Below are 13,420 nucleotides of genomic sequence, written 5' to 3'. Positions count from 1 at the left end.
AGAGGTCAATGGAATAATGCTGGGGACCCCGCCAGCAGAAAGGCCAGCGATGCCGGCAGCCGCCCGCCCGAACACCAAGCCCCCAGCGGTATCGCGTGAAGCCGCGCCCCGCGCGGCCGCGACCCCGGCGAAGCGACGCGCGGGCAGGCCGGCCACAGCGGTGCTGGATCAGACAGTGATTACCTCGGCAGCCCTGCGGCTGATCGGGAAGAGCGGCTACGACGGCCTCACCATGGCTGCGCTGGCCCGCTCACTGGATGTGGCGCCGTCGGCCCTGTACAACCATGTGGCATCCAAACGCGACGTGCTGGTCCTAGTGGAGGACCACCTCGCCGCACTGGTGGACGTATCCGCTTTCGGTGCTGAACCGTGGGACGAAGCCGTGCGGCGGTGGGCCTGGAGCTATCGGGACGTCTTCTCCAAGCACACCCCGTTGATCCCGGTGATCGCGGTCCTGCCCGTCACGGATGCGCCGCAGACCCTGGCCATGTACGAGGCCGTCAGCCAAGGACTGCGGGAGGCCGGCTTCCCGGAGGAACGCATCATCTCCTCGATCGTGGCGCTGGAGTCCTTCATTTTCGGCTCGGCCTTCGATGTCACAGCCCCCGCGGACATCTTCGATCCGGGCAGCATGGCCGAATCCACGCCCAGTTTCACGGCCGCAGTGCGCAGCCTTGCCGACCAAGGCCACGAAAAGCCTGCCGACGTCGCCTTTGGCCTCGGTCTCGAGGCGTTGATTTCGGGCCTGGGGGCCTTGCGGCGCTAGCCGGTCCGCGGCGGAAGCCGGACTGCGGTCAACCTGCCGGACGCGCGGAAAGGGGCGGCCGCGGCCCTGTGAAGGTCTCGCGTACCGCCCCTGGATGGATACTGGCCGCTTAAAAGTGCGCGCCGTCGGCCTTGACGGCCAGGACCGGCCGGTCAGCCTGCATCAGGATGCGCTGGGCGTGGCTGCCCAGGATGAACTTGCCCACCTGGGAGCGGTGCCTCAGGCCAATGACGATCAGGGACGCATTCGCTTCACGGGCCACGTCCAGGAACTCATCGGCGAGGTCGTGGTGGTACGGCGGCTGGATCACCTTTGCCGTGACGCCAGCCTCCTCCGCACGCTTCGCGGCCCGTGCCAGGACGTCCTCTCCCGCCACGGACTTGTCCACCAGCGCGCCTTCACGTGCAGAGTTGACGATCACCAGGTCCTCGTTTCGAAGGGTTGCCTCGGCGATGCCGGCCGAGAGCGCCGCCTCGCCCGCGGGCGTGGGAACGAATCCGACGATGATGCTCATACCTTCTCCTTGATTTTGGTGGGTGCGGGCTCTACCGCAGCGGGGGCTTTGCGCTTGGCCAGCATGGATTTGAGGGCGGGAAGCACGGCGACCAGCACGAACACCACAAGCAGCGTGGCGGAGATCGGGCGGCCGAAGAAGCCCATGGGGTCGCCGCCGAAGACCAGCAGTGAGCGGCGCATGGAGCTTTCGAGCAGTTCGCCAAGCACAAACGCGAGCACGAGCGGTCCGGGTTCGAAACCGAACTTCTTCATCAGGTAGCCCACGATGCCGAAGACCACCACCAGCGAGACCTCGAACATGCTGTTGTTGATGGTGTAGGCACCCAGGAGCGTGATGAGGGCGGTGACGGGAGCCAGGATGGCGGCGCGGACGCGGAGGATCTTCACGAAGATTCCCACGAGCGGGAGGCTCATGATCAGCAGCAGGACGTTGCCGATGTACATCGAGTTCACAACACCCCAGAAGAGCTCGGGATCCTGTTCCACGAGCTGCGGTCCCGGGGTCACGCCCTGGATCAGCAGGGCACCGAACATCAGCGCCATGGTGGCGTTCGCCGGTATGCCCAGGGTCAGCAGCGGGATGAAGGACGACGTCGCTGCCGCGTTGTTGGCTGTTTCCGGACCCGCGACTCCTTCGGGGGCGCCCTTGCCGAATCGCTCCGGCTGCTTGGCCCTTTTCTTCTCCATGGCGTAGGACGCCATGGAGGCGATGGTGGCGCCGCCTCCGGGGAGGATGCCCAGGAAGAATCCCAGGACGGAGCCGCGCCCGATCGCGCCCGAAGCCTGCTTCAGTTCCTTGCGTGACGGCCAGACGTTGGCCACCTTGGACGGAGCCTTGGCGGCGCGGTGCCGTTCCTCCAGGTTGTAGAGGATTTCGCCAAGGCCGAAGATGCCCATGGCGATCGGCACGAAGTCGATGCCGTCCGCCAGGTCAAGGCTGCCGAAGGTGAAGCGGCTTTCGCCCGTGAAAATGTCCCGCCCAACCGTGGCCAGCAGCAGTCCGAGGGCCGCTGCGATGAGTGCCTTCGCCTTGGCGCCGCTGCTGATGGTGGCCACCAGCAGGATGCCCAGGAGCGCCAGCGCGGTGTATTCCGGCGGTCCGAAGTCCAGCGCGAAGCTGGCCACCACCGGCGCCAGGAATGTCAGGCCGATAATCGCCGCGGTGCCGCCGACGAATGAGCCGATGGCTGCCAGGCCCAGGGCCGTGCCGGCCTTTCCCTGCTTGGCCATCTGGTAGCCGTCGAAAACGGTGACGACGGACGACGCCTCGCCCGGCAGCCGCAGCAGCACGGAGGTGATGGTGCCGCCGTACTGGGCACCGTAGAAGATGCCCGCCAGCATGATGATGGCGGTGACGGGCTCCACGTTGTAGGTGAGCGGAAGGAGGATGGCGATGGTTGCCGCGGGCCCCAGTCCGGGCAGCACCCCGATCAGCATTCCGATGACGACGCCGATCAGGCAGTACAGGAGGTTTGTCGGCTCCAGGACAACGGCGAATCCGTTGATCACGGGATTTAGAAAATCCACGGGGGTCTCCTAGAAGAGGTGGGGGATGGAGGTGCCGAGCGCCAGCACGAAGATGCCGTAGAACGCCGCGACGACGATGGCGCTGATGAGCACCGTGGAGCGCCAGGTTTCGCCGCCCAGGAACCGCATCCAGATGATGCACAGCACCAGCGCCGGCAGTTCAAAGCCGATGAGCGGCATCACGGCCACCATGGCGGCAAGCGTCACCAGGCCGGTCAGCGGGGAGATGGACATGCGGGTGAACTTTTCCGCATCCCTGTTGTGCCGCCCGGCAATCAGCTGGAACAGTCCCAGGGCCACCATGACGCAGCTGATGATGAACGGCCACAGTCCGGGCTGCGGTGCCGACGGAGTGCCGAGTCCCATGGCAACAGACAGGATGACGGCAGCGATGCCGACGCCGAGGACCACGAGGGATGACGCTGCATTGGCCAGGGGTCCGGCGGCCGGCGGCTTTTCGTCCTCCCACTGCGCGGCCAGCTGTTCCGGTGTCAGGTCGTCCTCGGCCACCGGGTCCGCGGAGGTTTCCTTCACTGGAATCACTTCGTTCCGCTGAGGCTGATGTCGTACTTCTCAACCAGGGACTTGTACTTGGCGGCGTATTCCTTCCACTGCGTGACCACTTCCTCGCCGGAGATCTCCTTGGGGGTCAGCATGTTCTTCTTGTTGAACTCCTGGTAAGCCTCCGACTTGAAGGTCTCCTTGAAGGCCGCGAGCAGCTTGTCCTTCACATCCTGCGACGTTCCCTTGGGGGCTGCTACCGCCCGGTACTGCGCGACAGGGACGTCGTAGCCGGATTCCTTCGCAGTGGGAACGTCGGGGAGGAACGTGTTGCGCTCCTCGGAGAAGACCAGCAGCGGGGCCACCTTCCCTGCCTGGATCTGCGGCATGGCTTCACCCAGCTGGATTGTTGCCAGCTCCACCTGGTTTCCCAGGACGGCCGTCAGGGCGGGCTTGCCGCTGTCGAACGGAACGTCGGTCCCCTGCACCTTGGCCTGCTTGAACAGCACCGTCTGTGCCAGCTGGCTGCCGGTGCCCACGCCCGTGGTGCCGAATGTGATGTTGCGGCCCGCACCGGTCACGTCCTTGATGGTCTTGAAGCCGGACTGAGTGCTGGCAACCAGGACGTAGTCGTCCTGGGAGAGGCCGGTGATGATGTCCAGGTCGTCGATGTTGACGGCTTCATCCGCCGTGACGGCCAGCGGCGTGATGGTCACGAGCGACGCCGTAACGAGCAGGAGGTTCTGCCCGTCGGCAGGCTTGCCCGCCACTTCCTTGGTGGCGAGGGCGCCGTTGGCGCCGGGCTTGTTGACTACCGGCATCGGCGTGCCGAGCGTCTTGGAGGCGCCCTCGGCGACGGCCCGGGCAATCAGGTCAGTACTGCCGCCGGCCGCCTGGCCGACGGTCACGCTGATGGGGCCGCTGGGATATTTCGAAGAATCCTTGCTGCCGCCGGCGACGTTGCCGCAGGCGGTCAATGCCAGGAGCGTCATGGCAGACGCCGCTCCGAGTACGGCTCGGCGGGTGGGGAAGTGCATCATTGGAACTCCTCGTTGGCGCTATAGGGCTACGCCCCAAATACGTTTGTGAACCGGATCACTGCCGGTCGGCTGTATCGAGTGTAGGAACCCTCTATGATGCATGTCTAAGCCCAAATATGCATCGAGTGATACCCGGAGGGCATCATGTTTACCTTTGACCAACTGGCGGGATTCATCGCCGTAGCTGAGGAGCTCCACTTCGGGAGGGCGGCGGAACGGCTCAACATGACCCAACCGCCACTGAGCCGCCAAATCCAGAAGCTGGAAAAGGCCGTGGGTGCCGAACTGCTGGAACGCGACAACCGGAAAGTCCAGCTGACGGCTGCGGGACGGGCCTTCCTGGACGAGGCCCGGCGGCTGATGGCCCTGGCCAGCCGGGCACCCGTGACAGCACGGCGGATCGCCTCGGGGCGCTCGGGCCTGCTCCGGATCGGGTTCACGGCTGCGAGCGGCTTCAGCATCCTTGGCCCCCTGCTGGAGGAAATCACCGCAACACTGCCCGACGTCGACATCGACCTGCAGGAGCTCGTGACGGGCGAGCAGATCGCCGGGCTCCTGTCCGGCGAGCTGGACCTTGGCCTGGCAAGGCCGCCCTTTGACAACGAAATCTTCGATTCGCACCTGCTCTACCGGGAAGCGATGGTCCTGGCGGTGCCGTCCGGCCACCCGCTGGCCGGACTCAACAGGGACATCACCGAGAAGGATCTCCGGGACGCGCCGCTGATCATGCACTCCTCCACCCAGGCCCGGTACTTCTATGACCTGGTGGTCCGGATGATCCCTATCCAGCACTCCAACGTGGTCCACACCGTCAGCCAGATCCTCACCATGGTGTCCCTCGTTGCGGCCAAGCGCGGCGTGGCCTTCGTTCCGCACTCGGCAACCCTGCTGGGCGTCCACGGCGTGGAATTCCTGCCACTGGAAAGCAGCGTGAACGACCCCGTCGAACTGCACGCCATCTGGACCCGCACCATCACCAACCCGGCACTCGCACTGGCCTTGAGGACCCTCGACTTCCAGGAAAACTGAGCCGCCCGGCCGCAACGGCCACTGGAATGCCACCTTACAAGGCCGCCGCACCATGCACGAAGGGTATCAATGCATACAAAAATGAACTTAGACAGGCATCAACTGGCTCCCTAGGCTGAAGGAGAAATCATCTACTGCCGCACCGACGCGGCGCCGACATGGAGGACTCATCGTGGCCAAACATTCACCCCAGGAACTTGCCAGCGTTCTCAAAGACGGGTTGCTCTCCTTCCCGGTGACCTCGTTCGATTCGCAACTCCAGTTCGACGAGGAGAACTACCGCAAGCACCTTGCCTGGCAGGCCAGCTACCCGGTGGCGGGGCTCTTCGCCGCCGGCGGCACGGGCGAAGGTTTCTCCCTCACGCCGGCGGAATCCGCCCGCGTGGTCCGCGCCGCCGTCGAAGAAGTCGGAAATATTGTTCCCGTGCTGGCATCGGCCGGAGGTTCCACGGCGCAGGCCATTGAAAACGCCCAGGCTGCAGAGGCCGCGGGAGCCGAGGGCATCCTGCTCCTTCCGCCGTACCTGACGGAAGCGGACCAGGGCGGTCTGATCGAGCACGTCAGCGCCGTCTGCAGTTCCACCTCGCTCGGCGTCATCATCTACAACCGCGCCAACGCAATCTACAAGGACACCACTGTTGCAACCCTGGCCGACCGCCACGCAAACCTGATCGGCTTCAAGGACGGCGTGGGCGACCTCGAACACGACGCCCGCGTGTACGCCAAGCTCGGCGACCGGCTCTTCTACCTTGGCGGCCTCCCGACGGCCGAGACCTTCGCACTGCCGTTGCTGCAGCTGGGCATGAGCACTTACTCCAGCGCCATGTACAACTTCGTCCCGCAGTTCGCCCTGGACTTCTACCAGGACGTGCGCAACCAGGACCGCGTAGCCGTCAACAAGAAGCTCAACGACTTCGTCATCCCGTACCTGGACATCCGCGACCGGGTCAAGGGCTACTCCGTTTCCATCGTCAAGGGCGGCCTGGACGCCATAGGCCGCTCGGCCGGAGGCGTCCGCCCGCCGCTGCAGAACCTGGCGCCGCAGGACCTGGCGGACCTCAAGGCACTCATCGCCACCGTTTCCTGACCTGCCGTTTCCTGATCCACCGTCTCCTGATCGATCCCCTTCCTAGGAGTTACCACCGTGACACTCACCGGACATTCCCTGATCGCCGGGCGTGCCGTCGTCGGCGAAGGCAAAGCCGCCTTTGGCTTCAACCCCGCCAGCAACGAACAGCTTGAGCCCCCTTACACCCTGCTCACCGAGGACCAGCTCAAGGCAGCCACGGCCGCGGCCGCTGACGCCTACCCGTCCTTCAGCACGCTCGATCCCGGGACGCACGCACGCTTCCTGGAAGCAATCGCGGACAACATCGAGGCCATCGGCGACGAGCTAATCGTCCGCGCCGGCCAGGAGACGGGACTGCCGGCGGCCCGCCTGCAGGGTGAACGTGCCCGCACCACCGGCCAGCTCCGCCTCTTCGCCAACGTGGTCCGCCAAGGCGACTTCCGCGGCGTCCGCATCGATCCGGCCCTGCCGGAGCGCACGCCGCTCCCCCGGGCGGACATCCGCCAGCGCCAGATTCCGCTGGGCCCCGTGGCCGTCTTCGGTGCCAGCAACTTCCCGCTGGCCTTCTCGACGGCGGGAGGAGACACCGCCTCGGCCCTCGCCGCAGGTTGCCCGGTGGTCTTCAAAGCGCACAACGCCCACCCGGGCACAGGCGAGCTTGTCGGCCAGGCCATCGTCAAGGCCGTCAACGACATCGGACTCCACCCCGGCGTCTTCTCGCTCATCTACGGACCCGGCAGCAGCATCGGCCAGGCCCTCGTGGCGGACCCGGCCGTCAAGGCCGTGGGCTTCACCGGGTCGCAGAGCGCCGGCATCGCGCTGATGCGCACCGCGGCGGCACGCCCGGAGCCCATCCCTGTCTACGCGGAAATGTCTTCGCTCAACCCGGTCTTCGTCTTCCCTGGCGCCCTCAACGGCTCCGCCGAACACATTGACGCCCTGGCGCAACAGTATGTCGCTGCCGTCACCGGCAGCTCCGGCCAGCTCTGCACCTCCCCCGGCCTGTTGTTCGCCCCCGCCGGCGAGGCAGGGGACAAACTGGCTGCCGCCGTCGGCCGCGCAGTATCCGCCTGTGCCGGACAGACCATGCTGACCGCCGGCATCGCCGGCTCGTGGAACACCGGGGCCGAGGCGCTCGGTTCGGCCGACAATGTGACCATTGTCGGCCAGGGCACTGCAGGCCCCACCGAAAACGCACCGGCACCCACCATCTTCGGGACCGAGATTGCCGACTTCGTGTCCAACCACGTCCTGCACGCCGAGATTTTTGGGGCCGCGTCCCTGGTGATCCGCTACTCCACCGTCGCGGAACTGATCGAGGCCACCAACCGGCTGGAGGGACAGCTCACCGCTTCCCTGCAACTCACCGAAGAGGACTACCCGACGGCGGCGCAGCTGCTGCCCGCCCTCGAACAGAAGGTGGGGCGGATCATCGTGAACGGCTGGCCCACCGGCGTCGAAGTGGGCCATGCCATGGTCCACGGCGGCCCCTTCCCGGCGACGTCGGACACCCGCACGACGTCGGTCGGCACGCTCGCGATCAACCGCTTCCTGCGGCCGGTCGCCTACCAGAACCTGCCCCAGGAACTGCTCCCGGCTCCGCTGCAGGATGCTAATCCGTGGCAGCTGAACCGCCGGATCGACGGTACGGTCGAAGCCGTAGCCGACGCAGAAGATAAGGTCAACGCATGAGCACCCAGCCCACCATCGCCAAGGTTGAGGTAGTTCCCGTCGCCGGGTACGACAGCATGCTGATGAACCTCAGCGGTGCGCACGGACCGTTCTTCACCCGCAACGTGGTGATCATTACCGACTCGGACGGACGCTCCGGCCTGGGTGAGGTCCCCGGCGGCGAGAAAATCCGCACCACCATCGAGGAGGCCGGGGCCTTCATCGCCGGCAAGCCGGTGGCCCGGTACCGCTCCCTGCTGCGGGAAATCGCGGCGGAATTCGCGGACCGCGACGCCGGCGGCCGCGGGCTGCAGACCTTCGACCTCCGGACCACCGTCCACGCGGTCACGGCCGTCGAATCCGCCCTGCTGGACCTCCACGGCCAGTTCCTGGGCGTCCCGGTGGCCGAACTGCTCGGTGACGGGCAGCAGCGCTCCTCCGTTCCGATGCTCGGCTACCTCTTCTTCATCGGCGACCGCCGGCGGACGGACCTGCCGTATCTGGTGGAGGATGCGCCGGCGGACCGCTGGGAGCGGCTGCGCCGGCAGGAAGCCATGACACCTGCAGCCGTAGTCGCCCTGGCCGAAGCCGCGCAGGAGCGGTACGGGTTCAGCGACTTCAAGCTCAAGGGCGGAGTGCTGTCCGGCGACGACGAAGTGGACGTGGTCACCGCCCTGGCCAAGCGCTTCCCCGAAGCCCGCGTCACATTGGACCCCAACGGCGGCTGGCTCCTGGAGGAGGCCATCCGGCTCGGCAAGCGGATGCAGGGCGTCGTGGCCTACGCCGAGGACCCCTGCGGCGCCGAAGGCCGCTTCTCCGGGCGCGAAGTCATGGCGGAATTCCGCCGGGCCACCGGTCTCAAGACGGCCACCAACATGATTGCCACGGACTGGCGGGAAATGTCCCACGCGATCCGCAGCAACGCCGTGGACATTCCGCTGGCCGACCCGCACTTCTGGACCATGCACGGCTCCGTCCGGGTGGCGCAGCTCTGCCACGAATTCGGCCTCACCTGGGGCTCGCACTCGAACAACCACTTCGACATCTCGCTGGCGATGTTCACGCACACCGGCGCGGCAGCCCCCGGCGAGATCACCGCGCTGGACACCCACTGGATCTGGCAGGACGGGCAGGGCCTCACCAAAGAACCGCTGCAGATCCGGAACGGCGCCATCGAGGTGCCGGACGCTCCCGGGCTGGGCATCGAACTGGACCGCGACGCCCTGGACAAAGCGCACCAGCTGTACCTGGAGCACGGTTTGGATGCCCGCGACGACAGCATCGGCATGCAGTATTACGTCGAGGGCTGGTCCTTCGACCCGAAACGGCCCTGCCTGGTGCGCTAAGCGTCCTGCGAAAGAACTGAAGCTTCCGCACGGCCGGCCCTCCCGACGCAACAGGGAGACGGCCGTGCGGAAACCCAAGACGTACAGATAAATAGAAGGGCGCACTTTTGGGCGGCGTTGTCTCCGGAATACTCATCGTCTCCGCTGTCATTGCCGTGGGGTATTTCGCCGCCCGCTTCCGGATCCTGGGACCGGAAGTCCAGGGCGCGCTGACCCGCACCGCCTTTTACGTCACCAACCCGGCTCTGCTGTACACCGTGGTGGCCGGCAGCGATATCCGGGCAGCCCTCGGAACGGACGCCCCGCTGGCGCTGCTCTCGGCAGCGATAGTGGGGCTTCTCTACTGCCTCGCGAGTTTCCTGTTCTTCCGCCGGCCGGCGGCCGAAACCGCCGTGGGTGCCATGGCCAGCAGCTACGCAAACGCCAACAACATCGGCATCCCGGTGTCGCTCTACGCCGTCGGAACGGCACAGCACGTGGCCCCAGTACTCCTGGTGCAGATCCTGGTGATGGCGCCGTTCTACCTCACGGTGCTGGGCCTGGTTTCCGGCACCAAAATCTCCTGGAAGAAGCTCCTGCTTCAACCCTTCGCCAATCCCATGATCATCGCCTCCGGACTGGGGGCCGCCGTGGCGCTGACCGGCTGGAGCGCCCCGGACCTCCTGCAAAAACCCATCGACATGCTGGCCGGCGGCGCCGTGCCCATGGTGCTGCTTGCCTTCGGGCTCTCACTCGCCGGCCGGGCCCCGCTGCAGAAGGACGACGGCCGCACAGAGACCCTCGTGGCCACGTTCCTGAAAATTGCCGGAATGCCGCTCATTGTGTGGGTCCTCGGACGTTTTGTCTTCGGACTGGAGGGGCAGCACCTGCTGGCCAGCGTGATCATGGCCGCACTCCCCACCGCCCAGAACGTCTTCCTCTTCGCGTCCCCGTACGGCCGCGGCATGACCGTAGCCCGCGACGTCATCCTCTGTACCACCGTCTTGAGCATCGGGGCGCTGCTCGTGGTGGCGTGGCTGGTGGGCTAGGCGCGTGACAACCACTACTTGTAATACAAGTTTCCAACTTGTAGCATAAGGAGTGCGGGCGACGCTGCCCCCTACCGATTTTCCGAGGAGCCCCCATGAGCACCGTAGACCTCATCCGCCACGTCAAACTTTCCACCGCAAGGCTTCCCCTTGCCGTGCCGATCAGCGACGCCAAAGTGTTCACGGGCCGCCAGAAGCCCATGACCGAGGTGGCCTTCCTCTTCGCTGAAATCACCACCGAGCAGGGCCACAGCGGCATCGGCTTCAGCTACTCCAAGCGCGCGGGCGGACCGGCCCAGTATGCGCACGCCAAGGAGGTGGCCGAGGGCATCATCGGCGAGGACCCCAACGACATCGGCAAGATCTACACCAAGCTGCTCTGGGCCGGCGCCTCCGTGGGCCGCTCGGGCGTAGCCACCCAGGCACTGGCCGCCATAGACATCGCCCTGTACGACCTCAAGGCCAAGCGCGCGGGCCTGCCCCTGGCCAAGCTGCTGGGCTCCTACCGCGACTCCGTCCAGACCTACAACACGTCCGGCGGCTTCCTCAACGCCTCCCTGGACGAAGTCAAGGCCCGCGCCACCCAGTCCATCGACGAAGGCATCGGCGGCATCAAAATCAAGGTGGGCCTCCCCGACAGCAAAGAGGACCTGCGCCGCGTCGCCGGAATCCGCGAACACATCGGCTGGGACGTGCCGCTTATGGTGGATGCAAACCAGCAGTGGGACCGCGCCACCGCACTGCGGATGGGCCGGCAGCTGGAGGAGTTCAACCTCATCTGGATCGAAGAACCGCTGGACGCCTACGACTTCGAAGGCCATGCCCACCTCGCCCAGGTCCTGGACACCCCCATCGCCACCGGCGAGATGCTGGCCTCCGTGGCCGAGCACAAGGGCCTGATCAACGCGAACGGCTGCGACATCATCCAGCCCGACGCCCCCCGCGTCGGCGGCATCACGCAGTTCCTGCGCCTGGCCGCCCTGGCGGACGAGCGGGGACTGGGGCTCGCACCGCACTTCGCCATGGAGATCCACCTGCACCTCGCCGCCGCCTACCCCCGCGAACCATGGGTGGAGCACTTCGACTGGCTGGACCCGCTGTTCAACGAGCGCCTCGAAACGAAGAACGGCCGCATGCTGGTTCCGGACCGCCCCGGCCTCGGCGTGACACTCAGTGACCAGGCCCGCGCCTGGACCACCGAGTCCGTGGAGTTCGGCGCGTAACCTTGAACGCATGAGCCGGAACCTGACCGCGGACCTCGCCGCCGATCTTCGCACCCGCATCGTTGACGGCGTCATCCAGCCCGGCGACAAGCTTCCCAGCGAAAACACGCTGATCGGCGAGTTCGGTGTGAGCCGCACGGTGGTCCGGGCTGCCCTGACCCGGCTCCAGGCTGAAGGACTGGTGGAAACCGAACGCGGGCGGGGCAGCTTCGCGCTGACCCCGCCCCCGCACGGCGATCCGCACTCCCCCGGCGGACGGCCGGTGGCAAGCCTTGAGGACCGGCTCCACCTGCTCGAGTTCCGCATCGGCGTCGAGGCGGAGGCCGCCGCCCTCGCCGCCCGCAACCGGACGGACCGGCAACTGAAGGCCGTCCTGAGCGCCCTGGAGGAGTTCACTGCCAGCGGCGACCACCCGGCGCATGCCATGAAGTCCGACTACGAATTCCACAAGGCCATCGCCGCGGCGACGGGAAACCCCTTCTATTCGGACTGCCTCGCGTCCCTGGGCCAGACCATGATCGCCATGCCGCGCACCCGGCTGATGACCGGCGTCGAACACTACGCCCGTGACCACTTCGAACAGGTGGTCCACGAGCACGAATCGATCTATGCGGCCATCGCGGAAGGTGACGTGCCGTCGTCGTCTGCTGCCATGCGCAGCCACCTGGCCAACTCGAGGCGACGGCTCAGGGACGGACGCCAGTAGCGGCGGCCGGCTCCTGCCGGCCGGGGCGCCGGGGGGCCGGGTGGGCCGCTCAGGCGTTGAGGTCAGCGAGCCGTTCAGGCGTGTCGATCAGCCTGAGGAGCCGCAGGACTGCGGGGTTGGCTGTTTCTTCATTCCATGCCAGCTCCAGGTCCACGCGGTTCAGCTCCTGGATGCCGTGCCTTCCATCAATCTCGTGGAATTCCACCCCGGCGGGCGCGAAAGCCATGGCCGAAGCGGGGACTAGCGTCACCCCCAGACCCGCCTGGACGAAGGCCAAAAGGGCCGGAACCTGGCTGGCGTACTGGGTGATGTTGGCATGGGCGCCGGCGCTGGCAAACAGCCGGAGCACCAGGTCGTGGAAGTACCGGGCCTCCTTGGTGGAATACATCAGCAACGGCAGACGGTCCAGGGACCCAAGCGGCAGCGGCTCCCCCTTCGGCGCCGCCATGTTGCCCAGCAGTGAACTCCCCTCCGGCAGCGCCACCACCAGGCGGTCCTGCATGAGCGGCCGGGACACAACGCCCGGCCGGGCGACGATGGGCCGCAGCAGGCCGATGTCCACGCTGCCCTTCACCAGCCCGTCCATCTGGTCCGTTGAGACCAGTTCCCGGAGCACAAAGGACACTCCCGGCATCCCCTCCGCGGCGCGCCGCAGCATCAGCGGCAGTGCGCTCTGGCCGGCAATGGCGGTGTACCCCACCGTGATGGCGCCTGCCTCGCCGGAGGACACCCGGCGGACATCCAGGTCGGTCTTGATGCACATATCCAGGATCTGGCGTGCCCTCGGCAGCAGCGTGGCGCCCGCGGCGGTCAGCTCCACCTTCCTGCTGGTGCGGCCGAAGAGCTGGGTTCCCAGCTTCTTCTCGAGCATCTGGATCTGGCGGCTCAGCGGCGGCTGGGTCATGTTGAGCCGCTCGGCCGCCGCGCCAAAGTGGAGCTCTTCAGCGACGGCAACGAACGCCTCTAACTGGGGTAGGGAAAACATTCATACCTTTACT

The 13,420-nt window shown here is 66.4% G+C and carries 13 protein-coding genes; 8 read left to right on the top strand and 5 right to left on the bottom strand.

Annotation, left to right across the window (positions count from 1 at the left end):
* Positions 1-16 precede the first annotated feature (16 nt).
* The gene (locus tag AC07YR_RS17090; protein ID WP_494734653.1) at positions 17-766 is read left to right on the top strand and encodes a TetR/AcrR family transcriptional regulator; all 750 of its coding nucleotides are present in this window, start codon (positions 17-19) and stop codon (positions 764-766) included.
* 109 nt (positions 767-875) lie between these two features.
* Here the strand turns inward: AC07YR_RS17090 and AC07YR_RS17085 are convergent, their stop codons facing one another.
* Genes AC07YR_RS17085 through AC07YR_RS17070 form a run of 4 tightly spaced genes read right to left on the bottom strand, consistent with a single transcriptional unit; the run spans position 876 to position 4,350 of the window.
* Positions 876-1,280, bottom strand: a complete 405-nt coding sequence (locus tag AC07YR_RS17085) for a universal stress protein (protein WP_436056226.1) — start codon at positions 1,278-1,280, stop codon at positions 876-878.
* Entirely contained in the window at positions 1,277-2,809 is a 1,533-nt protein-coding gene (locus tag AC07YR_RS17080) for a tripartite tricarboxylate transporter permease (protein ID WP_494734652.1), read from the bottom strand. The genes AC07YR_RS17085 and AC07YR_RS17080 overlap by 4 nt, the downstream gene beginning before the upstream one ends.
* Before the next feature lie 9 nt (positions 2,810-2,818).
* Entirely contained in the window at positions 2,819-3,343 is a 525-nt protein-coding gene (locus AC07YR_RS17075; protein ID WP_235505594.1) for a tripartite tricarboxylate transporter TctB family protein, read from the bottom strand.
* Between the two features lie 5 nt (positions 3,344-3,348).
* Entirely contained in the window at positions 3,349-4,350 is a 1,002-nt protein-coding gene (locus AC07YR_RS17070; RefSeq protein WP_494734651.1) for a Bug family tripartite tricarboxylate transporter substrate binding protein, read from the bottom strand.
* Positions 4,351-4,494: 144 nt separating this feature from the next.
* Between AC07YR_RS17070 and AC07YR_RS17065 the strand changes: the two genes are divergently transcribed.
* The 7 genes from AC07YR_RS17065 (at position 4,495) to AC07YR_RS17035 (ending at position 12,422) form a co-directional block, all read left to right on the top strand.
* A complete protein-coding gene (locus tag AC07YR_RS17065; protein ID WP_055797499.1) occupies positions 4,495-5,379 on the top strand; it encodes a LysR family transcriptional regulator in 885 nt (294 codons plus the stop codon).
* A 172-nt stretch (positions 5,380-5,551) separates the two neighbouring features.
* Positions 5,552-6,466 (top strand): 5-dehydro-4-deoxyglucarate dehydratase, encoded by a 915-nt coding sequence (gene kdgD / locus AC07YR_RS17060; RefSeq protein WP_055797496.1) that lies wholly within the window; start codon positions 5,552-5,554, stop codon positions 6,464-6,466.
* A gap of 57 nt (positions 6,467-6,523) precedes the next feature.
* Positions 6,524-8,140, top strand: coding sequence for an aldehyde dehydrogenase (NADP(+)) (locus tag AC07YR_RS17055; RefSeq protein ID WP_494734650.1), 1,617 nt, complete (start codon positions 6,524-6,526; stop codon positions 8,138-8,140).
* The gene (locus AC07YR_RS17050) at positions 8,137-9,465 is read left to right on the top strand and encodes an enolase C-terminal domain-like protein (protein WP_055797490.1); all 1,329 of its coding nucleotides are present in this window, start codon (positions 8,137-8,139) and stop codon (positions 9,463-9,465) included. Before AC07YR_RS17055 ends, AC07YR_RS17050 begins: the two co-directional genes overlap by 4 nt.
* A gap of 107 nt (positions 9,466-9,572) precedes the next feature.
* The gene (locus tag AC07YR_RS17045) at positions 9,573-10,493 is read left to right on the top strand and encodes an AEC family transporter (RefSeq protein ID WP_436056223.1); all 921 of its coding nucleotides are present in this window, start codon (positions 9,573-9,575) and stop codon (positions 10,491-10,493) included.
* A gap of 95 nt (positions 10,494-10,588) precedes the next feature.
* Entirely contained in the window at positions 10,589-11,716 is a 1,128-nt protein-coding gene (locus AC07YR_RS17040; protein ID WP_055797484.1) for an L-talarate/galactarate dehydratase, read from the top strand.
* A 10-nt stretch (positions 11,717-11,726) separates the two neighbouring features.
* Positions 11,727-12,422, top strand: a complete 696-nt coding sequence (locus AC07YR_RS17035; RefSeq protein WP_055797481.1) for a FadR/GntR family transcriptional regulator — start codon at positions 11,727-11,729, stop codon at positions 12,420-12,422.
* A gap of 49 nt (positions 12,423-12,471) precedes the next feature.
* Here the strand turns inward: AC07YR_RS17035 and AC07YR_RS17030 are convergent, their stop codons facing one another.
* Positions 12,472-13,407 carry a LysR family transcriptional regulator gene (locus AC07YR_RS17030; protein WP_436056221.1) on the bottom strand — a complete coding sequence of 312 codons (936 nt, stop codon included), beginning with the start codon at positions 13,405-13,407 and terminating at the stop codon, positions 12,472-12,474.
* Between the last annotated feature and the right edge of the window lie 13 nt (positions 13,408-13,420).

The organism is Arthrobacter sp. GW460-12-1-14-TSB2 (assembly GCF_059423525.1).
This window is presented reverse-complemented; position numbering and strand designations above follow the sequence as displayed.